This is a genomic window from Ornithinimicrobium kibberense (assembly GCF_006519705.1).
Taxonomy (GTDB): domain Bacteria; phylum Actinomycetota; class Actinomycetes; order Actinomycetales; family Dermatophilaceae; genus Ornithinicoccus; species Ornithinicoccus kibberensis.
Window position 1 is genome coordinate 34,971 of record NZ_VFXM01000013.1, and the last position, 23,772, is coordinate 58,742.

Genomic DNA, 23,772 nt, shown 5'->3' on the forward strand with positions numbered 1-23,772 from the left:
CTCAGCCTCGTGGGGTGTCGGACCCGCCGGTCCCGTCGGACCCCTCGGAACCCCCGGACCCCTCGTGCGGGTCGGCGGCGACGAACGGGTTGGCCAGCACGCCGATCCCCTCGATGGTCACCTCGCAGCGCTGGCCGGGGGTGATCGGACCGACCCCGGCGGGCGTGCCGGTGAGCAGCACGTCCCCCGGAAGGAGGGTGAAGGCTGCCGACGCGTGCGCGATGAGCTCGCCGATGCCGAAGTGCAGGTCGGCGGTGGTGCCGTCCTGGCGGACCTCCCCGTCGACGGTCGTGACGATGCTCAGGTCGGCGACGTCCAGGTCGGTCTCGATCCACGGCCCGAGTGGGGTGAAGGTGTCCATCCCCTTGGCGCGGGCCCACTGGTTGTCACCCCGTTGCAGGTCCCGCGCGGTGACGTCGTTGGCGACCGTGTAGCCGAAGACGACGGAGGCAGCGTCCTCGGCCCGCACGTCCTTGCACAGCCGGCCGATCACGACGGCCAGCTCACCCTCGTAGGAGATCTCGCGGGCGAAGGCCGGGATCACCACCGGGTCCCCGGGTCCGCAGACGGAGGTGTTGGGGATGAAGAACATCATCGGCTCGTCGGGCAGCTCGTTGCCCATCTCCCGGGCGTGGTCGGCGTAGTTGCGCCCGATCGCCACGACCTTGCTCCGCGGGATGACCGGGGCGAGGAGCCGGACGTCCTCGACGAGGTGGGTCTCGCCGGTCAGCTCGATCCGCGTGTAGAGCGGGTCGCCGGAGATCTCGGCGATCTTCTCGCCCGCCCCGTCCACAAGTCCGAAGCGGGGGTCGTCACCGGCGGTGAATCGGCAGATGCGCATGGTGCACAGGGTATGCGGTGCGCGCCCGCCCTCACGCGGCGCTCCTGCCCTCCCACGAGGGTGCGTCGAGGTCGGTCCAGGGCGGGGTGGGGTCGAACGGGCCGAACCGTCGGCCGCTGACACGCCACTGGGCGATGAGCATGCTCGTGACGAGGCTGTTGTCCAGCGGTTCGCCGCCCCAGCCGCCGGTCACGGTGCGGGGGGTGATGGTCCGGTGGGCGAGGATCGCATCGGCCCGGCCGAACATCGGCGGGGCGGGCACCAGCACCTCTCCCCCGGCGTCGCGGAACTCGAACCGCTGCCGGCCCAGGGCCCTCACCACAAGCTGTCCCAGGTGGACGGCCCGGTGGCAGGCCCCGCACAGCAGCACCGCGTTGTCGAGGTCGGTGGCCCCTCCGCGGGACCAGAACACCACGTGGTGGGCGTGCAGGAACCTCGTGCGCCCGCAGCCCGGGGTCCGGCAGCCGCCGTCGCGCAGCCGCAGGGCCTTGAGCTGAGCCGTGGAGAAGCGGCGTCGTCGTCGCCCGAAGGCCAGCACGGCCCCCTCCGCGTCGCGCAGGACGCACCGGCTGTCGGCCCCGCAGAGCACCTCCTCGGCCGTGCCGTCGTCGAGCGCCGGCCCGTCGTCGGGTGCGACGACCCCCGGCTGCTGCTCCGCGGAGCAGTCCTCCCCGCCGCCCGGATCCTGCCGGTGGACGAAGACCACCTCGGCCGAGGACGCCAGCACCGGTGCCTCCTGGGCGCTCAGGCCGATCTCCGCCAGTGCGAGGAGGGCCGGACCGGCCTGTCCCGGGGGCGGTGCCGTGCGGTCCACCGACTCCTCGTGCGGCTCCTCGGGGTGGGCCTCATCACCGGCGTCCGGGTCGACCTCCGGGTCGGGCACCTCGCCGGGCTCGTGGACCACCGTGCGGATCCGCTCCAGCTCCGACCGGGTCAGGGCGGCCAGCAGCCGGCGTCCGTCCGCCGGCCCGAACCGGCCCCAGACGACGAGGTCGCCGCTGTCCTCGTCCCAGCGCCACTGCAGGGACTGCGGCGGCGGGTCGGACGGGCGCGGCGGCTGACCGGGCTCCGGGTCGGGGCGGCTGCTCCGCTCCTGCCGGCGCTCCTCCTCGGCCGCCACCGTGCGCAGTCCCGCGGTGATCCGCTCCACGTGGGCCGCCGGCGCGTTCCTGGCCAGCGCGACCAGCTCGGGCTCGGTCTCCTGGGTCGCGACCCGGCTGATCGCCCGCACCTTGGAGTAGGACAGCTCGCCCTTGCCGAACGCCTGGGCGGTCTGCGGCAACGAGCGGAGCGAGCGGGCGACCCGGACGTGGTCGCGCGCCGTGCGCAGGCTCATCCCCGCGCGCCAGGACAGCCAGTGCGCCAGGCTCCGGATCCCCGGTCCCGCCCATCCGCCCTGCTCGTCGAACCGGCCCAGCAGCGCCAGGAACCGCGCGGTCGCCGCCGCGATCTGCCCGGCCAGCTGGGCGATCTCGTCCCCCAGGGCGTCCAGGTCGTCAGGCGTCAGGTGTCCCTCCCGCGTCGGCCCCGGCCCTGCTGCGTCCGACCCCTCACCGTCGCCGGGCTCGCGGACCGCCCCGCCAGGCGCAGCCACCTCGTCGTCCCCCACGGACATCTCCCCTCCTCCCCGAGCCCGGGCCCCTCCCGGCTCGTGCGGAGCACGCTAGGACGGGCCACCGACAGACCCGCCACCGGCCGTTCCTCACCGACCCCGCGCCGCGACGGGCTGCTCCGCGGAGCAGCCCGGCCCTACCCTTGGACGTCGTGGAGGTCCTTCCCGAGCAGGTATGGCGTCGCCGCGCGGCCGAGCACGCGGCTGCGGTCGAGCAGCTGACCGCCGACCGGCTCGCCCGCAGGGTGGCGGGCCTCCGGCACCCGGTCGACGACTTCCTCTGGGAGTACTACGCCTTCCGCCCCGCCCAGCTCGCCCGCTGGCACCCCGGCCCCGGGGTCGCCCTGGAGGGCGCCGCCGACCGGGCCGGGTGGACGTCCTACGCCCAGGCCGGCGGCACGGCATACCTCGACGTCCCTGCTTTCCTCGCCCGGCGCGGCCGGACGGTGGAGTTCGTGCGTGATCTGGTCTCGGCCACCCTGTCCCGACCGGGACGGTTCGGCTGCTTCGGCCTGCACGAGTGGGCGATGGTCTACCGTGCCGGCGAGGAGGAGCTGCGGCTGGGCCGCGAGGGCACCGACGCGGTCGTGGAGTCGCACACGATCACGTGCAGCCACCACGACGCGTTCCGGTTCTTCACGCCCGAGGCGGCCGGTCGCAACACGCTGTCCCCGACCCGCGAGGGCCAGCGCGACCTGGAGCAGCCCGGCTGCCTGCACGCGGCGATGGACGTCTACAAGTGGTGCTTCAAGCTGGCCCCGGCGGTGCCGAGCGAGCTGACCCTGGACGCCTTCCTGCTGGCGCGGGACGTGCGGGAGCTGGACATGCGGGCGGCGCCGTACGACCTGCGGGAGCTGGGCTACGCACCGGTGCGGATCGAGACGGCCGAGGGCAAGGCGGAGTACGTCGCCGCCCAGCGCGGCTTCACGACGCGGTCCAACGCGCTGCGGCGCCGGCTCCTGGCCGTGCTCGACACGCTCGCGGAGGACGGGGCCCGTGAACAGCTCGCGGCCCCCGGGTCCGCTCAGACCAGCTGGTAGAGCCAGCCGTGCCGGTCCTCGGCGCGGCCGTACTGGATGTCGAGCAGCTCCTGGCGCAGCGACAGGCTGACCTCGTGGGTGTCGGGCATGGTCAGCTCGCCACCGTTCCAGGCCAGCCGGCCCACGGGGGTGATGACCGCGGCCGTGCCGCAGGCGAACACCTCGCTGATCTGCCCGGAGGCGACGCCGTCGCGCCACTCGTCGATGGTGAACCGGCGCTCCTCCACCGTCAGGCCCCGCTCGCGGGCGAGCTCGATCAGCGACGAGCGGGTCACGCCCGGCAGGATCGTCCCGGTCAGCTCGGGGGTGACGATGCGTCCGTCGGCGTAGACGAAGAACAGGTTCATCCCGCCCAGCTCCTCGACGGCGAGGTGCTCCTGCGCGTCGAGGAAGACGACCTGGTCGCAGCCGTTCTCGATGCCCTCGGCCTGGGACGCCAGGGAGGCCGCGTAGTTGCCGCCGCACTTGGCGGCACCGGTCCCGCCGGGGGCCGCCCGGACGTACTTCTCGCTGACCCACAGGCTCACCGGCTTCAGCCCGCCGGCGAAGTAGGCCCCCGCCGGGGAGCAGATGACCGAGAACAGGGCCCGGTTGCTCGGCCGGACGCCCAGCGCCTCCTCTGTGGCGATCATGAACGGGCGGATGTAGAGCGAGGTCTCCCCCGAACCCGCCGGGGGCACCCACGCCTGGTCCAGCCGGACGACCTCCTTGATCGCGTCGAGGAACATCGTCGGCGGCAGCTCGGGGAGCGCCAGCCGACGGGCCGAGGCGTTGAGCCGCTCGGCGTTGCGCTCGGGCCGGAAGGTCCACACCGTCCCGTCCTCGTGGCGGTAGGCCTTGAGCCCTTCGAAGATCTCCTGGCCGTAGTGGAAGACCGCCGCCGACGGGTCCAGCGGGATGGGGCCGTAGGGCGCGACGCGGGCGTCGTGCCAGCCCTGGCCCTTGTCCCACTCGATCATGGCCATGTGCTCGGTGAACACGTTGCCGAAACCGGGGTTCTCCAGGATCGCGCCGATCTCCTCCGGCGAGCGGCGCTGCTCGCGCTCGGTGACGGTGAAGGCCGTGGACGTCGTCGTCGTGGTCATGGCACGCAGCGTAGTCGCCCGTCCCGGCACCCGGTGCCCGGCCTGGCTACCCTGCCGGTATGCCGCGCCGCACCGGTTCCACCGCGCCGCCCGGGTCCGCCCTCGCGCGCTGGCGGCTGCGCACCCAGCGGCTGACCGGGCCGCACGCGGACGACGCCGCCGCGGTCGTGGACCATCTGCTGGCCGTGCAGGCCGAGAACCCCGCCCGGACGGCGTGGGCGGTCGCGTCCCGCACCACGCGGAGGGATCCGGACGACCTGACCCAGCTGCTGGCCTCGGGCCGTGTGCTGCGCACCCACGTGCTCCGGCCGACCTGGCACTACGTGGCCCGCGACGACGCCGACCGGCTGCTCGCGCTCACCGGCCCGTCGATCCGCACGGTCTCCCTGCGCATGCTCACCACCGACCTCGGCGTGCCGGTGCGCGACGTCGAGCGGCTGACCGGGGCGCTCCTGGACCTGCTCGAGGAGTCGCCCGCACGGACGCGTCCGGAGGTCGCCGCCGGGCTCGCCGCACGGCTGCCGGACCTCGCGGACGACCTGCGCGGTCAGGTCCTGGGCACCCTGCTGCAGGTGGCCGAGGCCGACCGGCTCGTCGTCGGCGGACCGCCCCGGGGCGGCGAGCACACCTGGTCGACCTGGGGCCAGGTCGTCCGCGCCCGGGTCCCCGCCGACGAGGTGGACCGCGCGGAGCTGGGCGCATGGGTGGCCCGGCGCTACGTGGCGGGCCACGGGCCCGCCACCGCGGGCGACCTGGCCTACTGGGCCACGCTGCGCCCGACGGAGGCGCGGACCGCGCTCGAGGCCGGCGACCTGCGCCGCACGGAGGTGGACGGTCGCGCCTACTGGCACCTCGACGAGCCGCCCGCGGACGAGCCGGCCCAGCCCCGCGCCCACCTGCTGCAGGTCCTCGACGAGACCTACCGCGGCTTCCAGGAGTCGCGCTGGCTGCTGGACGAGCGGGGTGTCGTGCCGCGCGGCCGCGAACGGTCGCTGGGCATGGTGCTCCTGGACGGGCAGCTGGTCGCCTCCTGGCGCGACCGGCGCACCGCCTCGACGGTCCGCTTCGAGGTGTCCCCCCACCGGGCCCTGGCGGCAGCTGAGGTCGCCGCCGTGGAGGAGGCTGCGCAGAGGTATGCCGCGTTCCTCGGGCTGGCGGGGAAGGTGTCCGTGGCGACCGGCTAGCGGATCCAGCTCATCATCGCCCGCACCCGTCGGCCGACGTGCTCGATGGGGTGGGCCGCCCGGGCGGCGGCACGCCGGCTGGTCGCCCCGGCGGCCGGGTCGTGCCCGGGGCGTCCGTCCGGGCCGTGCTGGGTGGCGAAGCCGGCCTGGGTGATCTGCTCGACCCGGGTCCGCAGCTCGTGGACCACCGCGAGGTAGGCGACCTCCTCCTCGACCCCCTGCCGCACGAGCTCCTCGAACGCCTCCTCCACCGCCCGCTGGAGGGGTGCGTGGACCTGCTCCTCGGCATACCTCCAGGCGGTGGCCTGGTGCTCCAGGGTGGTGACGACCGCACCCGAGCGGAGCGACCCCATCGCGGCGGCGTAGGCGGTGAGCGTGGCCCAGGCGGCGCCGCTGCCGTCCCGGCCGACCGCGACGAGGGCGGGGCAGCCGCGGCCGTCGAGGTACTCCTCGCGCACCCGGTCCCCGTCGCCGACGGCGCGCAGCATGGCCAGGTCGACGCCCTCGGGGACGGCCAGCTCCCCGGAGACGACCGGCTCGGCCGAGGTGACGACCACGAGGTCGCCCGGCTCGGTGTGCGCGGTGAGCAGCCGCTGGACGCCCGTGAGGTCGTGCTCGCCGGAGTCGCCGCCCGTGGGCACGAGCACGATGTCGCACCTCTGCACCGCGTCCTCGGGCGTGGCGACCGCCAGCCCCTCCATCTCCGCGCGCGCCGCCCCGCGGCTGTCCGGCGCCGTCCCCACCCAGACGTCGACCCCGCTGTCTCGCAGGTTCAGGGCGTGCGCGGCCGCCACGGCGTCGAACCCCAGGACGGCCACCTGCCGGTCCTGCAGGAGCGTCAGGTCGGCGGAGTCGGGGTCGAGCACGGAGGTCATGCGCCCAGCCTAGTGAGCACCGAGGACACCCTCCCGCCGGACCTCACCGCAGGAAGAGCGCCCGCAGCCGCACGGTCGTCAGCCACATCCCGACGCCCGTCATCGCCAGGAAGTAGCCGACGTGCACGAGCGTCACCAGCCCCAGATGGCCCACCGACAGCTGCCGCATCAGCTCCACCGCGTGCCACAGCGGCATGGCCATGACGAACCACTGCACCGGCTCGGGGTAGACGGTGATCGGGTAGAGCGTGGCCGAGAACAGGAACATCGGCAGCATGGCGAAGTTGATGAGGTCCATCTGCTGGAAGGTCCGCATGAAGCTGGTGATCCCCATCCCCAGCGCGGCGAACCCGAGCGCCACGAGGACGGCCACCGGCACCATGAGGAGCGCCCACCAGCTGGTCACCAGGCCCATCAGCGCGAGCACCCCGAGGAAGCCCACCGCGTAGACGAAGCCCCGGAACAGGGCCATGAGGATCTCCCCCGCAGCCACGTCCAGCGGGCCGAGGCTGGTCTGCAGCATGGCCTGGTAGAGCTTGGCGAACCGCAGCTTGAAGAAGACGTTCCAGGTGGAGTCGTAGATCGCGCCGTTCATCGCCGAGGTGGCCAGCAGGGCCGGCGCGATGTAGGCGGCGTAGGAGATCGGCTGCCCGCCCGGCCCGACGACCTCGCCCACCAGGCCGCCCATCCCCACGCCCATGGCCAGCAGGTAGAGGACCGGCTCGAAGAACCCGGAGACCAGGATCATCCAGTTCTGGTTGCGGATGACGGTGAAGCCGCGCTCCAGGACCGCGCCGATGTTGCCCGAGGAGAGGGACCGGAAGGGACGGGGACCGGGGGTATGCGGTGGGGCCGGGGCCGGGGCCGGGGTCGCGCTCACGAGTGCAGCCTCCGGGTGTAGACGCGGACGCCGGCCAGCACGCCGCCGACGGTCAGCGCGAGCAGGAAGCCCAGGTGGACGACGAGCATCAGCGGGGACACCGGTGCGCCGTAGCTGGCCAGCCGCGCCAGCTCGGTGCCGTGCCAGACCGGGGAGATCCACCCGATCCAGTGCAGGTAGGTCGGCAGCACGGACAGGGGGAAGAAGGTGCCGGCGAAGAGGAACATCGGCATGACGACGAAGCGCTGGATGAAGGCGAACTGGAAGCCCTCGTCCCGCAGCGTGGCGGCGTAGGCCTGGAGCGGGGCGCCGAACGCGGTGGCGGTGAGCACCCCGACCGGCACCACCAGCAGCGACTGCGCCCAGCCGCTCGGCGCGGCCCCGAAGGCCAGCATGACCAGCCAGAAGACCAGGGACTGGAGCACGAACCGGATGACCACGGCCACCAGGTGGCCCAGGGCGACCTGGCCCGGCTCGAGCGGACTGGCCGCCGGCGCGTGGTAGAGCCGCTGCCACTTGAAGCCGGCCATGACCGGGTAGGTCATCTCGGCCGTGACGGACATGACGACGGTGGAGACGAGGAGCGCGGGCGCGACGAAGGTCAGGTAGTCGACCCCGTCGACGCTGCCCGCCCCCTGCTGCACGAGCGTGCCGAGCCCGATGCCCAGGGCGACCATGTAGATGAGCGGCTGGCCCACGGAGTAGAGCAGGATCGGCCAGAAGTAGGCCCGCATGCCCCGCAGCACCGTCTCGGCGTAGTACCAGACGCCGCGGGCCCGGGCCCGGGCCGCCATCACCCCGTGCCCGGGCGCCCGGCCGGAGTAGGCGAGCGCGTTGGTGTCCGCGTCCACGACGGCCTGCGCGGCGGTCGGACGCGGCTGGTGGTCAGTCAACGAGCGTCCTCCCGGTCAGCCGGAGGAAGACGTCCTCCAGGGACGACCGGCGCACCAGCGAGGTGATCGGGTGCAGGCCGCGCCGGGAGATCTCCTCCAGGGCCGCCTCGCCGTCGTCGGTGTAGACGAGGATGCGGTCGGGCAGGACCTCGTTGCGCGTCCCGACCCCCTCGAGGTCGGCGACGACCTGGGCGTTGCGCTGCGACCCGAACCGGACCTCGACGACCTCCCGGGTGGAGTGCTCCCGGATGAGCTGCCGGGGCGAGCCCTCGGCCATGATCCGGCCGTGGTCGACGACGATGAGCCGGTCGCACAGCTGCTCGGCCTCGTCCATGAAGTGGGTCGTGACCACCAGGGTGGTGCCGGCCTCCTTGAGGCGGAACAGCCGGTCCCACAGCACGTGCCGGGCCTGCGGGTCCAGCCCGGTGGTCGGCTCGTCGAGCAGGAGGATGCGCGGCTCGTTGACCAGGCCCCGCGCGATGGTGAGGCGGCGCTTCATACCCCCGGAGAGGTTGTCCACCTTCTCCCTGGCCTTGGCCTCCAGCTGGGCGAAGGCGAGCAGCTCGTCGGCCTTGGGGCCGAGGTAGGAGCGGGGCAGGCCGAAGTAGCGGCCGTACATGACGATGTTCTCGCGGACCCGCAGCTCCTCGTCGAGGTTGTCCTGCTGCGGCACCACGCCCAGGTGGGCGCGGACCTCGGGGCCCTGCCGGCCCGGGTCCAGCCCGAGCACGCGCAGCTGCCCGCCGGTGCGGTCGAGGGTGCCGCCGATCATCCGCATGGTCGTCGACTTCCCGGCCCCGTTGGGCCCGAGCAGGCCGAAGCTCTCCCCCGGGTGCACCTCGAAGTCGATCCCGTCGACGGCCACGAAGTCCCCGTACTCCTTGCGCAGCCCCTGCGCGCTGATCACCGGCTCGGTCACGTCGCAGGATGCTACGTCAGTTCTTGGCGAGCTCCTGCTGCACCCAGAGGGCCTCGGCCCGGTGCTGGGCCGCCCCGCCGGGCGTCTCGCTGATCACCGGCGCCCCCGCCTCGCGGACGACGGCCACCAGCTCGTCGGGGTCGATCCGCCCGGACCCGAGGTTGGCGTGCCGGTCGGCCCCGGAGTCGAAGTCGTCCCGGCTGTCGTTGAGGTGCACCAGGTCGATCCGGCCGGTGATCTCCCGGATCCGCCCGACCACCTCGGTCAGGGGGATGCCCCCGGCCCAGGCGTGACAGGTGTCGAGGCAGAAGCCCACGTCCTGCGCGCCCTCGGCCTGCTGGACCGCCTCCCAGAGCAGGGCGATCCGGTCGAGCCGGCGGGCCATCGCGTTCCCGCCCCCGGCGGTGTTCTCGAGCAGGAGCGGGACCTTGATGTCGGTGGCCTCGACCGCCTTGCGCCAGTTGTCGAAGCCCTTGGCGGGGTCGTCCGCGTCGCCCACGTGGCCGCCGTGGACGACCAGACCCTGGGCGCCGATCTCGGCGGCGGCGTCCATGTGCTGCTGGAGCAGCTTGCGGCTGGGGATGCGGATGCGGTTGTTCGTGGAGGCCACGTTGATCATGTAGGGCGCGTGCACGTAGAGGTCGACCCCCGCCTCCCCCGCCGCGGCGCGGAGCGCCTCCGCCCCACCGGGGTAGAGCACCTGGGGCCCCTTGTAGCTCTGCGGGTCGCCGAGGAAGTGCTGCACGAGCGTGGTGCCGCGGGCCTGCGCCTCCGCCACCGGGTCGGTCTGGTCGACGTGCGCACCGATCCTGATCGTCATGTGGCTCAGCCTAGGTTCCGCGGGCGGAGGCCCACGAGGCGCGCCCTCCCCGGAACCAACTCGGACCACGACCCGACGTCGGTGTGCAGGACGGCGGCCGCCGACGTGGGGAAGCCGGCCCCGACCGCCTCGACGATCGCGTGGTCGCCACGGTGCGGCTGGGCCAGCTCGAGGGTGAGGGTGGCGACGACCGGCTGGTGCCCGACCAGCCACACGGTGGTCGCGTCGTCGTCGGCCTCCTGCACGGCCGCCAGGGTCGCGTCCACCCCGCCGTCGTAGACGGCCCGGGAGGGCCAGGTCGGCACCTGCGCGGGGTCGAGCCCGGCACCCCGCAGTGCCAGCTCGGCGGTCCGGCGGGTGCGGGCGGCGGTGGAGACGAGGACGAGATCGGGCAGCAGCCCCTCACCCGCCAGCCACCGGCCCAGCGCGCCGGCGTCCTCGACGCCCTGGGGCGCCAGCGTCCGTTCGTGGTCACCCCCGGGGTTGCCGTGCTCGGCCTTGGCGTGCCGGATGACGACGAGGGTGCGGGGCATGGCAGCGACCGTACCGAACCCTCAGGCGTGCGCGCCTCCGGTCGCCACCACGTGGTCCAGGCGCCCCCGGTCCCGGTATGCCGTCAGCTGGCGGTGCAGGTAACGCCCCATCCGCGGGAAGGACGCGGGCGAGGCGCCGCCGACGTGCGGCACGACGAGGACGCCGGGGGTGGACCACAGCGGGTGGCCGTCCGGCAGCGGCTCGGGGTCGGTGACGTCGAGGGCGGCCCGGAGGCGCCCGGACGCGCACTCGGCCATCAGTGCGCCGGTGTCCACCACCCCGCCACGGGCCACGTTGACGACGAGCGCGTCGTCGGGCAGGGCCGCCAGCACCTGCGCGTCGACGAGGCCGGTGGTCGCGTCGGTGAGCGGCACGCAGACCGCCAGCACGTCGGCCGTGGGCACCAGCTCGGGCAACCGGTCGGTCCCGTGCACCCGGTCGACCAGCTCGTCGCCCTCCCGGTCCCGGCTCGCCACGGCGACCACCTCGCACTCGGCGGCCAGCAGCCTGCGGGTCAGCGCCTTCCCGATGCCGCCGTAGCCCAGCACGAGCACGGTGGAGTCGGCCAGCGACCGCCACGGCTGCCCCTCCGGGGTCGAGCGGTCCCACGTCTCCGCCGCCTGGGACAGGACGTGCTTGGGCAGGTGGCGCTGCGCGGCGAGCATGAGGGTCAGGGCCATCTCGGCGGTCGCGGTGTCGTGCACGCCGACCGCGTTGGCCATCTCGACCCCGTCCGGCAGGTACGGCAGGGCGTGCTCGAAGCCGGCCGAGGCCAGCACCACGCCCCGCAGCCCGGGCACCTCGTCCATCCGCCGCAGCCAGGGGCCGGCGACCATCGGCAGGGACAGCACGTCCACGTCCCGTCCCCCGCCGGGCACGCGGTCGCGGTCCCGCGGGTCGTAGACCTCGACCTCGACGCCCTCGACCGGGTCGAGGAACGGAACGAGGTCGGAGGGGACGGCGGCGACGACCGGGGCGGCCACCCTCAGCCCTCGACGCCCAGCGTGGTGAGGATCAGCTCCCGGGCCTTGGCCGCGTCGGCCTGGCCCCGCATCTCCTTCATCACCTGACCGATGAGGGCACCGACCGCCTGCACCTTGCCGCCGCGGATCTTCTCGGCGACGTCGGGGTTGGCCGCGACGACCTTGTCGACCGCCGCCTGCAGGGCACCGTCGTCCTGGACGAGCTCCAGGCCGCGGGCGTCAGCCACCTGCGCCGGGGTCCCCTCCCCGGCGACCACGCCGTCGAGCACCTGCCGGGCCATCGAGTCGTTGAGCCGCCCGGACGTCACCAGCCCGTCGAGCTCGGCGACATGTGCCGGGGTCACGCCCAGGTCGGTCACGGCGACCCCGTCGGTGTTCGCCCGGCGGGCCAGCACCCCGGTCCACCACTTGCGGGCGGCGGGCGGGGAGGCCCCCGCGGCGACGGTCTCCTCGATGACCTCCACCGCGCCGGCGTTGACGACGTCGCGCATCTCCAGGTCGGTGAATCCCCACGCGTCCTGCAGGCGGCGTCGCCGCTCCGCCGGGTTCTCCGGCAGCGTGGCCCGCAGCCGCTCGACGTCCTCGCGGGACGGGGCGACGGGCACCAGGTCCGGCTCGGGGAAGTAGCGGTAGTCGTCGGCGTCGGACTTGGGCCGGCCCGACGTCGTGATGCCGGTGTCCTCGTGCCAGTGCCGGGTCTCCTGCAGGATGGCCTCGCCCGCGTCGAGCACGGCCGCGTGGCGCGTCATCTCGTAGCGCACCGCCCGCTCGACCGACCGGAGCGAGTTGACGTTCTTGGTCTCCGTGCGGGTGCCCAGGGTGGTCGACCCCGTCGGCATGAGCGAGACGTTGGCGTCGCAGCGCATCGAGCCCTGCTCCATCTTGACGTCGGAGACGTCCAGCGCCCGCATGAGGTCCCGCAGCGTCGACACGTAGGCGCGGGCCACCTCTGGCGCCCGCGCCCCCGCCCCGGTGATCGGCCGGGTGACGATCTCGATGAGCGGGATCCCGGCGCGGTTGTAGTCCACGACCGAGTAGTCGGCCCCGTGGATGCGCCCGGTGCTCCCGCCGACGTGCGTGGACTTGCCGGTGTCCTCCTCCATATGGGCCCGCTCGATCTCGACCCGGAAGGTGAACGCCTCCCCGCCCGCCTCGTTGGCCGGCACCTCGACGTCGACCCACCCGTCGAAGGCGATCGGCTCGTCGTACTGGCTGGTCTGGAAGTTCTTCGGCATGTCCGGGTAGAAGTAGTTCTTCCGGGCGAACCGGCACCACTCGGCGATCCGGCAGTTCAGCGCCAGGCCGATCCGCACCGCCGACTCGACCGCGGTGGCGTTGACCACCGGCAGCGCGCCGGGCATCCCGAGGCAGACCGGGCAGGTCTGCGTGTTGGGCTCGGCCCCGAACCCGGTGGCGCAGCCGCAGAACATCTTCGTGGCGGTCGAGAGCTCGACGTGGACCTCCAGGCCCACGACCGGCTCGTAGCGGGTCAGCAGCTCCTCGTAGGGCACGGTGGGGGCGGCCTGGGTCGTGGGTCTGGTCGCGGCACTCACGCGCGCACCTCCTCGGTCCGGGACCCGGCGGCGCCGGGGACGGTGGTGGGCACCTCGGGGAGCCGGTCGACGACCGGCCCGCCCTGCGCCCGGGCGAGCCGGGCCTCCAGGGCCGCGCCCACGGCATACAGGCGCTGGTCCTCCATCGCGGGGGCGAGCAGCTGGATGCCCACGGGCAGCCCGTCCTCCGGGGCCAGCCCCGAGGGGATGGACATGCCGGGGATGCCGGCGAGGTTGGCCGGGATGGTGGCGATGTCGTTGAGATACATCGCCATGGGGTCGTCCAGCTTGTCGCCGATCCGGAAGGCGGTGGTCGGGGCGGTGGGGCTGACGAGCACGTCGGCCTGCCCGAACGCCGCCTCGAGGTCGCGCGCGATGAGCGTGCGGACCTTCTGGGCCTGCCCGTAGTAGGCGTCGTAGTAGCCGCTGGAGAGGGCGTAGGTGCCCAGGATGATGCGGCGCTTGACCTCGTCGCCGAAGGCGTCGTCCCGGCTGGCGGCCATGACCTGCTCGGCGCTGGGGCTGTCCTCCGGGGTGGTGCGGCGGCCGTAGCGCATCGCGTCGTAGCGGGCCAGGTTGCTGCTCGCCTCGGACGGCAGGATGAGGTAGTAGGCCGCCATCGCGTGGGTGAAGTGGGGGCAGGAGACCTCGACGATCTCCGCGCCCAGGGCTCGCAGCTCCTGGAGCGCCTCGTCGAAGCGCTGCTGCACGCCCGGCTGGAAGCCCTCGCCGCCGATCTCCTTGACGACGCCGACCTTCAGCCCGGCGAGCGAGCCGTCCTCGGCGGACGCGCCAGCCACCGACTCCACGACGGGCGGCACGGGGGCGTCGATGCTCGTGGAGTCCATCGGGTCGTGGCCGCCGAGCACCTCGTGAAGGAGAGCCGCGTCGGCGACCGTGCGGGCGCACGGGCCGATCTGGTCGAGGCTGGAGGCCAGCGCGATGACGCCGTAGCGGCTGACCCCGCCGTAGGTCGGCTTGACGCCGACGGTCCCGGTGACGGCGGCGGGCTGGCGGATGGAGCCGCCGGTGTCCGAGCCGATCGCCAGGGGGGCGAGGAACCCGGCGACGGCGGCGCTGGAGCCGCCGCCGGAGCCGCCGGGGATGCGCTCCAGGTCCCAGGGGTTGCGGGTGGGGCCGAAGGCGGAGTGCTCGGTGGAGGAGCCCATGGCGAACTCGTCCATGTTGGTCTTGCCGAGGATCGGCATCCGGGCCTCGCGCAGCCGGGTGACGATGGTGGCGTCGTAGGGCGGCACGAAGTGCTCCAGCATCCGGGAACCGGCCGTCGTGGTCAGCCCCTGGGTGCAGGCGATGTCCTTGACGGCGACCGGGACACCGGCCAGCCGGGGCAGGTCCTCGCCAGCCGCCCGGGCGGCGTCGACCTCGCGAGCGGTGGCGAGGGCCCCGTCGGCATCGACGAGGAGGAAGGCGTTGAGGGCCGGGTTGAGCCGCTCGATGCGGTCCAGGTGCGCCTGCACCAGCTCCTCGGAGGTGGTCTCCCCGGCGGCCAGGGCATCGGCCATCTGGACGGCCGTGAGCCGGGTCAGGTCGCGACCGGCGTCGGTGGTCGTGGTCTCGCTCACGGGTGTCCTCACTCCTCGTCGAGGATCCGCGGCACGCCGAAGCGCCCGTCCTCGGGGTCGGGGGCGTTGGCCAGGGCCTGCTCGGCGGTCAGGCTGGGTCGCACCTCGTCGGGGCGGGTGACGTTGACCAGCGGCAGGGGGTGGGACATCGGGGGCACGTCGGCGGCGGCGACCTCGTTGACCTGACCGACCCAGTCGACGATCTGGTCGAGCTGGCCGGCGAGCCGGTCCAGCTCGGAGTCCTCGAGCTGGATGCGCGCCAGCATGGCGACGTGCGCGACGTCGTCGCGCGAGAGGTTGGACATGGGCGACAGTGTAGGTGGCCGTCGGAGCGTCGCCGTCCCCCACCGCCGCCGGGCGTCACCGGTCGTCGAGCTGCCGCAACCGCTCCAGGACCAGCTTCGGCGAGGGGTTGGTGTGCGGGACCCCGTCGATCACGACCGTCGGCACCGTCTCGTTGCCGCCGTTGACCTCACGCACGTAGGCGGCACCCTGCTCGTCCTCCCAGATGTTGATCCAGGTCGCACGGTCGCGGGCGGAGCCGAGCCGTGCCTTGAGCATCGCGCAGAAGCCGCACCCGGGGCGCCAGTAGATGACGACGTCCGGTCGAGCCTCGGTGTCGCTCATGGTGAGGACCTCCTCGTGGGTGGGGCCGCCGCGTCCACGCCACGGTGAGGTCCACCAGGCGACGGCGAGCGCCACGACACCGTAACCGACCGCGAACGCCGGCCGCCCGTCTCGGGCCGCGTCGACCACGACGAGGCCCAGCAGCAGGACGAGCAGCACCCAGAGCGGGCGGGACCTCACCTCCGGCCCTCGTCCCGCGCGGCACCGGCCCGGAGCACGTCGGCGGTGACCTCGAGCTCGCCCCGGTGCTGGCAGAGCTCCTCGAGCACGTGGACCAGGGCGCCGCCCTGGGTCCGACCGACCGGCAGGGCATGGGTCTCCGGGCGGTCCTGCCCCACGCACGGTGCGGCCCACTCGGCACCCTCGACGGCCTCGACGAAGCGCTGACGACCTGCGGCCACCTGCGCCTCGAGGTCGACGAGCGTGCCGACGGCCCGGAACTCCGCGTCCCGGTCGCGGTGGTTCGGCCGGCCGGCCACCTTGTGCCCCGCCCAGAAGTCCATGACCCCCACGCAGTGGACCACGACGGCGTAGGGGCTGTTGCTCCCCTCGACCACGAGCCGGGCGTTCACCAGCTCCTCGCCGAGCGTCCTGCAGGTCTCGAGCATCCCCTCGAGCGCCCGGTCGACGAACCAGAGCAGGTCGTCGGGGTCCACCCGGCCGGTCACGACTCCTCCCCCGACGGGCCAGGCGGCGGCCCCTCGGCCAGCAGCCGCACGAAGCCCTCCTCGTCGAGGACCGGCACCCCCAGCTCCTCGGCCTTGGCGGCCTTGGAGCCTGCGTTGGCCCCGACGACGACGTAGTCCGTCTTCTTGGAGACCGACCCGGACGCCTTGCCGCCCCGGGAGACGATGGCCTCCTTGGACTCGTCGCGGCTGAAGCCCTCCAGCGAGCCGGTCACCACGACGGTCAGGCCCTCCAGGGTCCGCTCGACGGACTCGTCGCGCTCGTCGGCCATCCGGACCCCGTCGGCGGCCCAGCGCTGCACGATCTCGCGGTGCCAGTCGACGTCGAACCACTCCTTGACCGACTCGGCGATGACCGGCCCGACGCCCTCGACGGCGGCCAGCTCCTCGGTGCTGGCGGCCCGGATCGCCTCCATCGAGCCGAGCTCGGCGGCCAGGGCCCGGGCTGCGGTCGGTCCCACGTGCCGGATCGACAGGGCCACCAGCACCCGCCACAGCGGCTGGGCCTTGGCCTGCTGGAGGTTGTCGACCAGCTTCTGCCCGTTGGCCGAGAGCACCCGCCCGTCGACGACCGCGTCCTGCGGATCCGTCTTCCTCGCCGCGCGCGTGAAGAGCGGGACCTGCGCCACGTCCTGCGCCGTCAGCGAGAACAGCGTGGCCTCGTTGGTGAGCACGCCGGCGTCCAGCAGGGCGTTGACCCCCTCGGCCCCCAGCGCCTCGATGTCGAACGCGCCCCTGCCCGCCAGGGAGTAGAGCCGTTCCCGCAGCTGCGCAGGGCACTCCTTGGAGTTGGGGCAGCGGATGTCCTTGTCCCCCTCCTTCTCCGGCCGCAGCGCCGTCCCGCACGAGGGGCAGTGGGTGGGCATGACGAAGGGCCGCTCGCTGCCGTCGCGCAGGTCGACGACCGGCCCGAGGATCTCGGGGATGACGTCGCCGGCCTTGCGCAGCACCACGGTGTCGCCGACGAGCACCCCCTTGCGCTCGACCTCGTGCTGGTTGTGCAGCGTGGCCCGCTCGACCGTCGACCCGGCCACCTGCACCGGCTCCATCAGCCCCCACGGGGTGACCCGCCCGGTGCGGCCGACGTCCACCCGGATGTCCAGCAGCCGGGTGGTGACCTCCTCGGGCGGGTACTTGTAGGCGATCGCCCAGCGCGGTGCCCGCGAGGTCGACCCCAGCCAGCGCTGCACGTCCACCTCGTCGACCTTGACGACCACCCCGTCGATCTCGTGCTCCACGGCGTGCCGCTGCTCCCCCCACCGCTGCACGTAGTCGCACACCTCCTCGATCGTGCCGAGCACCCTCGTGCGCCCCGACACCGGCAGCCCCCAGGCCGCCAGCACCTCGTAGGCCTGCGACTGGCGGACCACGTCGAAACCCTCCCGGGCCCCGATCCCGTGCACGATCATCCGCAGGTCCCGCGACGCGGTCACCCGGGGGTCCTTCTGCCGCAACGACCCGGCCGCGGTGTTGCGGGGGTTGGCGAACGGCGCCTTCCCCGCCGCCACCAGGCCGGCGTTGAGCTCCTCGAAGGAGGACACCGGGAAGTAGACCTCCCCGCGCACCTCCACCAGCCGCGGCACCGGGACCGGCTCGGTGGTGCCCGCGCCCTGCTCCACGACGGCCCCCTCGACCAGGTGCGTGCCCCCGCCCTCGCCGACGACCCCCTCGGCCTCCTGCTCCTCGGGCGGCCGCAGCCGCAGCGGGACCCCCTCGATCGTGCGGACGTTGAGGGTGACGTCCTCCCCCGTCCGCCCGTCGCCCCGGGTCAGCGCCCGCACCAGCCTTCCGTCCTCGTAGAGCAGGTTGACCGCCAGCCCGTCGATCTTCAGCTCGCACAGGTAGCTCACCTGCGCCCCGCCCACCTCCCGCTCGACCCGCTCGGCCCAGGCGACCAGTTCCTCGGTGGAGAACGCGTTGTCCAGGCTGAGCATGCGCTCGAGGTGGTCGACGGCCGTGAACTCGGTCGAGAAGGTCCCGCCGACCACCTGGGTCGGGCTGTCCGGCACCCGCAGCCCGGGGTGCTCCTCCTCCAGCGCCTCCAGCTGCCGCACCAGCGCGTCGAACTCCCCGTCGCTGACGACCGGGGCGTCCTTGACGTAGTAGGCGAACTGGTGGCCCCGAATCTCCTCGGCCAGCTCGGCCCACCGGTGGCGGGCCTCCTCGGGCACGTCGTCGACCGGGTCGGGAGGGATGGTGCTCGCGTTCACCCGCCCATCCTGGCAGGGTCCACCGACACCGCAGGGGTATGCCGTCGCCGCCCGCCCCCGCGCGTGCCGATGAGCAGCGAGCCGGCCAGGACGACCCCGGCGCCGAGGAGCACGAGCGGTCCGACGCTCTCCCCGAGCAGGAGCACCCCCAGGACCACGGAGACGACGACGATGGGGTAGGTCACGCTCGTGGCGACGGTCGGGCCGGCGGCCCGCACCACGGCATACTGCATCGCCTGCGCGAGCCCGGTCCCGACCACGCCGAGCGCGCCCACCGCCAGCAGCGGGCCCCACAGGGCCCATCCCCCGGCGGACGCGGCCGGACCGGCCGGGGCCAGCGGCCCTCCGGAGGGCAGGTCGCGCAGCCACCAGTCGGCGAGCAGGAGCACGGGCACCTGGGCCAGCGCGACGAGCACCTGGGCCGCCGGCATCGACAGGCCGCCCGGGTCCACGCCGTGCAGGTGGCGGCGCACGTAGGTCCACCCGATCCCGTAGCTCGCCGAGGCCACCAGGACCATGAGCAGGCCGACCGGGTCCGGCCCGCGCTCGAGGGACCACGGCTGGGCGATGAGGACGATGCCCACGAAGCCGATGCCGACCCCGAGCTGGCGCCGCCGCCCGACCGGCTCGCCAGGCAGCAGGACCGCCGTCGCCACGACGGCGGCCACCGGGGTGGTGGCGTTGGCGATCCCGGCGACCGCCGAGGTCACCCGCACCTCGCCCAGCGCGAACAGCGTCCAGGGCAAGGAGCACAGCAGGGTGCCGGTGACGAGCAGGTGCCCCCAGGTGCGCCGGCCCCGGGGCAGCCGCCTCCCGGTCACCGCGACCAGGGTCAGCAGGACGGCCGCTCCCAGGACGATCCGCAGGGCGGTCACCTGGACGCCGCTGAGGGCCTCCAGGCCGAGCTTGATGAGCAGGTAGCTCGATCCCCAGACCAGGGCCAGGGTCAGGTACCAGACCTGCCAGGGGACGGGCGCCCGCGTCCCCGCGGGCAGGCCCGGGGCGGTCATCCCGCGGCGATCCCGGCCAGGCGGGCGGCAGCCTGCACGGTCGCGGCCGTGGTGGCCCGCGCCTCCTCGGGCGTCGAGCCGGCCAGGCCGCAGGAGGGGGTCACCGTCAGGCCGGCCAGGTCGGCGACGGGCAGCCCGAGCTCGCGCCAGCCCACCAGCAGCCGGTCCACGTGCTCGGCGGCCGTCGGGGTCCCGGGGCCGTCCGAGGGCAGCGCCCCGGCCCACAGGCCGACCCCGGCGTCGAGGAGGGTGGCCACGGCGTCCCAGCCGGGCCGCCGCAGGAGCGCGACGTCGAGGCTCACCGCGTCCACGCCGGCACGCCGGAGGAGGTCCAGGGGCAGGTCCGGTGCGCACGAGTGGACGGCGACCTCGACGGTACCCGCCGTCCGGGCGGCGTCCACGACGTCGCGCAGCGCCCCCGTCAGCTCGGCGGGCCCGGGCGTGCGGAGCACGGAGTAGCCGGACTCCGACCGCACCTGTCCTAGCGACACCGCCGTCAGGGACGGTTCGTCGAGCTGCAGCACGACGTCCGCGCCCGGCACCAGGCGGCGCACGTCCGCCACGTGCCCGGCGACCCCCTCGGCCAGGGAGGCGACCAGGTCGCGGGAGGCCCCGGGGTCCGACAGCACGCGGTCGCCCAGCGGCAGCCACACCCCGGCGGCCAGGGTCCACGGCCCGGCCACCTGCACCTTGAGCGGGCCCGCCCATCCGTCGAGGGCCTCGGCCAGCTCGTCGAGGTCCTGCCCCCACAGCGCTCCCGCCCGCTCGTGGTCGCGACCCGGGCGGTCGACGAGGCGCCACCCCTGGGGCTGCAGGTCCACCGGCAGGTCGACGAGCAGGTGCGCGCCCCGGCCCAGCAGGTCCGACCCGGGGCCCCGGGCCGGCAGCTCGGGCAGGTACGGCATCCCGACGACCCCCTCGGGGACCGACCCGGTCAGCGTCCCGAGGACCACCCGCAGGGCCTCCCGCACGTCGGTGCCGGGCCACGACCCGATCCCGGTGGCGCGCACCCCGTCCGCGGGCGGCATACCCGCGCCGGTGCTCACGCGGCCCTGCCCGCGGCGGCGATCGTGCCGGACCCGACCACGCGGGTGCCGTCGTAGAGGACGACCGACTGCCCGGGGGCAACGCCCCTCGTCCGCCCGTCCAGGTGGACGACGAGCCGCTCCGGTATGCCGTCGGCCCGCTCCACGCGCGCCGTCGCCGGGTGCTCCTCGCCGTGGGCGCGCAGCTGGGCGCCGACGCGCACCTCCCCGGTGGGGGCGGGGCCGCACCAGCGCACGTGGTCGGCGGTGACCAGGTCGACCCCCAGCAGCTCCTCGGGGCCGACGACGACCGTGTTGGACCGGGTGTCGGTCGAGACGACGTACCTCTTGGAGCCGTCCGCGGGCGGCACCTTCAGCCCGAGACCGCGCCGCTGGCCCACGGTGTAGCCGTGCGCCCCCCGGTGCTCCCCCAGCACGGCGCCGTGCTCGTCGACGACCGGTCCGGGCCGCTCCCCCAGCCGCTGGGCGAGCCAGCCGCGGGTGTCCCCGTCGGCGATGAAGCAGATGTCGTGGCTGTCCGGCTTCTTCGCGACCGAGAAGCCGCGGGCGGCGGCCTCCGCGCGGATGTCGGCCTTGACCGTGTCGCCGAGGGGGAAGAAGCTGCGGGCCAGCTGGTCGGCGTCGAGCACGCCGAGGACGTAGGACTGGTCCTTGGCCGGGTCCACCGCACGGTGCAGCTCGCGGCGGACCCCCTGCGGCGCAGCCGGATCGGGCACCTCGACCACCTGGGCGTAGTGACCCGTGGCGACCGCGTCGAAGCCGAGGGCCAGGGCCTTGTCGAGCAGGGCGGCGAACTTGATCTTCTCGTTGCAGCGCAGGCACGGGTTGGGGGTGCGGCCGGCGGCGTACTCGGCGACGAAGTCCTCGACGACGTCCTCGCGGAAGCGGTCGGCCATGTCCCACACGTAGAACGGGATGCCGAGCCGGTCGGCCACCCGGCGGGCGTCCCCGGCGTCCTCGAGGGTGCAGCACCCGCGGGCGCTCTCCCGCAGCGTCGAGGCGGACTGGGCCAGGGCCAGGTGGACCCCCACCACCTCGTGCCCGGCGTCGATCATCCGGGCGGCGGCGACGGCGGAGTCGACCCCGCCGCTCATCGCGGCGACGACCCTCATGCCCGGCTCCTGGAGGCGGCGTGCGCCCGTCGGGCCCGCTCGAGGGCGGGCGGGAGCGCGGCGAGGACCGCGTCGACGTCGGCCTGCTCGGAGCCGTGGCCGAGGGTGAACCGCAGCGCGCCCCGGGCCTCGCGCTCGGGCACGCCCATGGCCAGCAGCACGTGGCTGGGCCGCGGGACCCCGGCCTGGCAGGCCGACCCGGTCGAGCAGGCGATCCCGGCGGCGTCGAGCAGGTAGAGCAGGGAGTCCCCCTCGGCGTCGGCGACGCGCAGGTGCACGTTGCCGGGCAGCCGGTCGGTCACGTCGCCGGGCGTCCAGGTGCCGCTGACGCTGATGCCGTCGTCCAGCGCCAGCGCGCCCTCGATCAGCCGGTCGCGCAGCGCGGCGAGATGCCGGGCGTGGCTGGCCTGCTCCGCGGCGGCGTGGGCGACGGCCTCGGCCAGCCCGGCGATCCCGGGGGTGTCCAGGGTGCCGGAGCGCAGCTTGCGCTCCTGCCCGCCGCCGTGCGTGAGCGGCACCGGCGACTGGTCCCGGCCGGCGACGAGCGCGCCGACGCCCAGCGGGCCGCCGATCTTGTGGCCGGTGATGACGCCCAGGTCGACGACCGAGAGGTCCAGGGGGACCTGGCCCAGCGCCTGCACCGCATCGCTGTGGAACGGGATGCCGTGCTCACGCGCCAGCTCGGCGAGCTCGCGGACGGGCTGCACGGTGCCGACCTCGTTGTTGGCCCACATCACGCTGACGAGCGCCACCGTCCCGGGGCCGCCGTCCGCGTCCAGCGCGTCCCGGAGGGCCTGCGGGTGGACCCGACCCTGGCCGTCCGGCTCGACCCAGGTGACCCGGGCCCCGGCGGTGCGGACGAGGTGCTCGACCGGGTCGAGGACGGCGTGGTGCTCGACGCTGCTGACGACCAGCCGGTCGCGACGGGGGTCGGTGGTGCGCCGGGCCGCGAAGGTCCCCTTGACGGCGATGTTGTCCGACTCGGTGCCGCCGGAGGTGAAGAGCACCTCCGAGGGCCGCACGCCCAACGCCTCGGCGATCCGCTCCCGCGACTCCTCGACGACGCGGCGGGCCGCCCGGCCCGGCGTGTGGAGCGAGCTGGCGTTGCCGACCTGCTGCATGGTGCGGGTGACGACGTCGACGACCTCGTCCAGCACCGGCGTGGTCGCGGCGTGGTCGAGGTAGACGAGACGGTCGGGAAGGGGCACCGCAGAAGTCTACGTCCGTCACCCTGCCCCGACGGCCGGACGAGGCAAGGCCCCGGCCGCGGGGTCGCGGTCGGGGCCTTGCGTCGGGGGTTGCTCAGCCCTTGCGGGCCTGGACCTCCTGGGTGGCCTGGGGCAGGACCGTGAACAGGTCGCCGACCACGCCGTAGTCGACCAGCTCGAAGATCGGGGCCTCGGGGTCCTTGTTGACCGCCACGATCGTCTTGGACGTCTGCATGCCCGCCCGGTGCTGGATCGCCCCGGAGATGCCCGCGGCCACGTACAGCTGCGGCGAGACCGACACCCCGGTCTGCCCGACCTGGGAGGCGTGCGGGTACCACCCCGCGTCGACCGCCGCCCGCGAGGCGCCCACGGCCGCGCCCAGGGAGTCGGCGAACTCCTCCACCGGGCCGAAGTCACCGCCCGTGCCACGCCCGCCGGAGACCACGATCGCGGCCTCGGTCAGCGACGGCCGGCCCGAGGCCGCCTTCTGCGCGCGCTCGGTGATCCGCACCGCGGTGGCCGCCTCCGACAACGACACCGAGACCTCCTCCACGACCGGGGAGGCCGGAGCCTCCTGCGCCGGGACCGAGTTCGGCTTCAGCGTGACCACCGGCGTGCCGGAGGTGACCGTCGAGGTCACCGACCAGGACCCGGCGAACACCGACTGGGTGGTCAGCACGCCACCACCCTCACCGGGCTGGACGTCGACCGCGTCGGTGATGACCCCCGAGGAGGTCTTGATCGCCAACCGGGCCGCGATCTCCTTGCCGTCGTTGGACGAGGGCAGGATCACCGCCGCCGGCGACACCTTCCCCACCAGGTCGGCCAGCAGCTCGGCCACCGGCGCCACCAGGTGCTCGGTCAGCGCCGGGTCGCCCGCGGCATACACCTTGGTCGCGCCGAACCGGCCCAGCGTCTCCGCCGCCGCCTGCGCATCACCCCCGACCATCACCGCGGCCGGCTCACCCAGCCGGGCCGCGGCCGTCAACGCCTCGGCGGTGGACTTGCGGACCTGCCCGTCGACGTGGTCGACCAGGACGAGAACTTCAGCCATCAGATGTGCTCCTTCAT

The 23,772-nt window shown here is 74.3% G+C and carries 23 protein-coding genes; 2 read left to right on the forward strand and 21 right to left on the reverse strand.

Going from position 1 to position 23,772, the window contains the following annotated elements; translation table 11 throughout:
• Position 1: 1 nt before the first annotated feature.
• Both FJR00_RS11960 and FJR00_RS11965 read right to left on the reverse strand, forming a co-directional pair.
• On the reverse strand, positions 2-841 hold the full coding sequence (locus FJR00_RS11960) for a fumarylacetoacetate hydrolase family protein (RefSeq protein ID WP_141338950.1): 840 nt from the start codon (positions 839-841) through the stop codon (positions 2-4).
• A gap of 31 nt (positions 842-872) precedes the next feature.
• Complete coding sequence (locus FJR00_RS11965) at positions 873-2,456, reverse strand: HNH endonuclease (protein ID WP_141338951.1); 1,584 nt, start codon at positions 2,454-2,456, stop codon at positions 873-875.
• A 149-nt stretch (positions 2,457-2,605) separates the two neighbouring features.
• Between FJR00_RS11965 and FJR00_RS11970 the strand changes: the two genes are divergently transcribed.
• Positions 2,606-3,493, forward strand: a complete 888-nt coding sequence (locus FJR00_RS11970; protein WP_141338952.1) for a 3-methyladenine DNA glycosylase — start codon at positions 2,606-2,608, stop codon at positions 3,491-3,493.
• Here the strand turns inward: FJR00_RS11970 and FJR00_RS11975 are convergent.
• Positions 3,478-4,578 (reverse strand): branched-chain amino acid aminotransferase, encoded by a 1,101-nt coding sequence (locus FJR00_RS11975; protein WP_075957383.1) that lies wholly within the window; start codon positions 4,576-4,578, stop codon positions 3,478-3,480. The two genes, FJR00_RS11970 and FJR00_RS11975, sit on opposite strands and share 16 nt — an antisense overlap.
• Positions 4,579-4,637: 59 nt before the next feature.
• On the opposite strand from FJR00_RS11975, the gene FJR00_RS11980 reads away from it, so the two are divergent.
• Positions 4,638-5,762, forward strand: coding sequence for a winged helix DNA-binding domain-containing protein (locus tag FJR00_RS11980; protein ID WP_141338953.1), 1,125 nt, complete (start codon positions 4,638-4,640; stop codon positions 5,760-5,762).
• Here the strand turns inward: FJR00_RS11980 and FJR00_RS11985 are convergent.
• The 18 genes from FJR00_RS11985 to FJR00_RS12070 form a co-directional block, all read right to left on the reverse strand.
• Positions 5,759-6,637 (reverse strand): ketol-acid reductoisomerase, encoded by an 879-nt coding sequence (locus FJR00_RS11985; protein WP_141338954.1) that lies wholly within the window; start codon positions 6,635-6,637, stop codon positions 5,759-5,761. The genes FJR00_RS11980 and FJR00_RS11985 overlap by 4 nt on opposite strands.
• 43 nt (positions 6,638-6,680) lie before the next feature.
• The gene (locus FJR00_RS11990) at positions 6,681-7,517 is read right to left on the reverse strand and encodes an ABC transporter permease (protein ID WP_141338955.1); all 837 of its coding nucleotides are present in this window, start codon (positions 7,515-7,517) and stop codon (positions 6,681-6,683) included.
• On the reverse strand, positions 7,514-8,410 hold the full coding sequence (locus FJR00_RS11995; protein ID WP_238330466.1) for an ABC transporter permease: 897 nt from the start codon (positions 8,408-8,410) through the stop codon (positions 7,514-7,516). Before FJR00_RS11995 ends, FJR00_RS11990 begins: the two co-directional genes overlap by 4 nt.
• A complete protein-coding gene (locus tag FJR00_RS12000) occupies positions 8,403-9,329 on the reverse strand; it encodes an ABC transporter ATP-binding protein (protein WP_141338956.1) in 927 nt (308 codons plus the stop codon). The genes FJR00_RS11995 and FJR00_RS12000 overlap by 8 nt, the downstream gene beginning before the upstream one ends.
• Positions 9,330-9,345: 16 nt before the next feature.
• On the reverse strand, positions 9,346-10,149 hold the full coding sequence (locus tag FJR00_RS12005; RefSeq protein WP_141338957.1) for a deoxyribonuclease IV: 804 nt from the start codon (positions 10,147-10,149) through the stop codon (positions 9,346-9,348).
• A 5-nt stretch (positions 10,150-10,154) separates the two neighbouring features.
• Positions 10,155-10,682, reverse strand: a complete 528-nt coding sequence (locus FJR00_RS12010; RefSeq protein WP_141338958.1) for a SixA phosphatase family protein — start codon at positions 10,680-10,682, stop codon at positions 10,155-10,157.
• A 21-nt stretch (positions 10,683-10,703) separates the two neighbouring features.
• On the reverse strand, positions 10,704-11,666 hold the full coding sequence (locus FJR00_RS12015) for an NAD(P)-dependent oxidoreductase (protein WP_141338959.1): 963 nt from the start codon (positions 11,664-11,666) through the stop codon (positions 10,704-10,706).
• A 2-nt stretch (positions 11,667-11,668) separates the two neighbouring features.
• Positions 11,669-13,177, reverse strand: a complete 1,509-nt coding sequence (gatB, locus tag FJR00_RS12020) for an Asp-tRNA(Asn)/Glu-tRNA(Gln) amidotransferase subunit GatB (RefSeq protein WP_377466388.1) — start codon at positions 13,175-13,177, stop codon at positions 11,669-11,671.
• Positions 13,178-13,215: 38 nt separating this feature from the next.
• The gene (gene gatA / locus FJR00_RS12025) at positions 13,216-14,742 is read right to left on the reverse strand and encodes an Asp-tRNA(Asn)/Glu-tRNA(Gln) amidotransferase subunit GatA (RefSeq protein ID WP_141339001.1); all 1,527 of its coding nucleotides are present in this window, start codon (positions 14,740-14,742) and stop codon (positions 13,216-13,218) included.
• A 68-nt stretch (positions 14,743-14,810) separates the two neighbouring features.
• Positions 14,811-15,107 carry an Asp-tRNA(Asn)/Glu-tRNA(Gln) amidotransferase subunit GatC gene (gene gatC / locus FJR00_RS12030; protein ID WP_075957392.1) on the reverse strand — a complete coding sequence of 99 codons (297 nt, stop codon included), beginning with the start codon at positions 15,105-15,107 and terminating at the stop codon, positions 14,811-14,813.
• Between the two features lie 55 nt (positions 15,108-15,162).
• A complete protein-coding gene (locus FJR00_RS16355) occupies positions 15,163-15,609 on the reverse strand; it encodes a glutaredoxin domain-containing protein (protein ID WP_238330467.1) in 447 nt (148 codons plus the stop codon).
• Positions 15,606-16,097 (reverse strand): mycothiol transferase, encoded by a 492-nt coding sequence (locus FJR00_RS12040; RefSeq protein ID WP_141338961.1) that lies wholly within the window; start codon positions 16,095-16,097, stop codon positions 15,606-15,608. The genes FJR00_RS16355 and FJR00_RS12040 overlap by 4 nt, the downstream gene beginning before the upstream one ends.
• Positions 16,094-18,325, reverse strand: a complete 2,232-nt coding sequence (ligA, locus tag FJR00_RS12045) for an NAD-dependent DNA ligase LigA (protein WP_141338962.1) — start codon at positions 18,323-18,325, stop codon at positions 16,094-16,096. Before ligA ends, FJR00_RS12040 begins: the two co-directional genes overlap by 4 nt.
• Entirely contained in the window at positions 18,322-19,335 is a 1,014-nt protein-coding gene (locus FJR00_RS12050; RefSeq protein WP_141338963.1) for a DMT family transporter, read from the reverse strand. The genes ligA and FJR00_RS12050 overlap by 4 nt, the downstream gene beginning before the upstream one ends.
• Complete coding sequence (locus FJR00_RS12055) at positions 19,332-20,381, reverse strand: uroporphyrinogen decarboxylase/cobalamine-independent methonine synthase family protein (RefSeq protein ID WP_238330468.1); 1,050 nt, start codon at positions 20,379-20,381, stop codon at positions 19,332-19,334. Before FJR00_RS12055 ends, FJR00_RS12050 begins: the two co-directional genes overlap by 4 nt.
• A complete protein-coding gene (gene mnmA, locus FJR00_RS12060; protein ID WP_141338964.1) occupies positions 20,378-21,493 on the reverse strand; it encodes a tRNA 2-thiouridine(34) synthase MnmA in 1,116 nt (371 codons plus the stop codon). Before mnmA ends, FJR00_RS12055 begins: the two co-directional genes overlap by 4 nt.
• Positions 21,490-22,701, reverse strand: coding sequence for a cysteine desulfurase family protein (locus FJR00_RS12065; protein ID WP_141338965.1), 1,212 nt, complete (start codon positions 22,699-22,701; stop codon positions 21,490-21,492). Before FJR00_RS12065 ends, mnmA begins: the two co-directional genes overlap by 4 nt.
• 94 nt (positions 22,702-22,795) lie before the next feature.
• A complete protein-coding gene (locus FJR00_RS12070) occupies positions 22,796-23,755 on the reverse strand; it encodes an electron transfer flavoprotein subunit alpha/FixB family protein (protein ID WP_141338966.1) in 960 nt (319 codons plus the stop codon).
• Positions 23,756-23,772 lie beyond the last annotated feature (17 nt).

Bases quoted from the DNA above. Each gene is read 5' to 3' on its own strand.
- FJR00_RS12010 (WP_141338958.1), bottom strand. From the start codon at position 10,682: ATGCCCCGCACCCTCGTCGTCATCCGGCACGCCAAGGCCGAGCACGGC.
- FJR00_RS12005 (WP_141338957.1), bottom strand. From the start codon at position 10,149: ATGACGATCAGGATCGGTGCGCACGTCGACCAGACCGACCCGGTGGCG.
- gatA (WP_141339001.1), bottom strand. From the start codon at position 14,742: ATGGCCGATGCCCTGGCCGCCGGGGAGACCACCTCCGAGGAGCTGGTG.
- FJR00_RS11960 (WP_141338950.1), bottom strand. From the start codon at position 841: ATGCGCATCTGCCGATTCACCGCCGGTGACGACCCCCGCTTCGGACTT.
- FJR00_RS12070 (WP_141338966.1), bottom strand. From the start codon at position 23,755: ATGGCTGAAGTTCTCGTCCTGGTCGACCACGTCGACGGGCAGGTCCGC.
- FJR00_RS11975 (WP_075957383.1), bottom strand. From the start codon at position 4,578: ATGACCACGACGACGACGTCCACGGCCTTCACCGTCACCGAGCGCGAG.
- FJR00_RS12050 (WP_141338963.1), bottom strand. From the start codon at position 19,335: ATGACCGCCCCGGGCCTGCCCGCGGGGACGCGGGCGCCCGTCCCCTGG.
- gatC (WP_075957392.1), bottom strand. From the start codon at position 15,107: ATGTCCAACCTCTCGCGCGACGACGTCGCGCACGTCGCCATGCTGGCG.
- mnmA (WP_141338964.1), bottom strand. From the start codon at position 21,493: ATGAGGGTCGTCGCCGCGATGAGCGGCGGGGTCGACTCCGCCGTCGCC.
- FJR00_RS11965 (WP_141338951.1), bottom strand. From the start codon at position 2,456: ATGTCCGTGGGGGACGACGAGGTGGCTGCGCCTGGCGGGGCGGTCCGC.
- FJR00_RS11985 (WP_141338954.1), bottom strand. From the start codon at position 6,637: ATGACCTCCGTGCTCGACCCCGACTCCGCCGACCTGACGCTCCTGCAG.
- FJR00_RS11980 (WP_141338953.1), top strand. From the start codon at position 4,638: ATGCCGCGCCGCACCGGTTCCACCGCGCCGCCCGGGTCCGCCCTCGCG.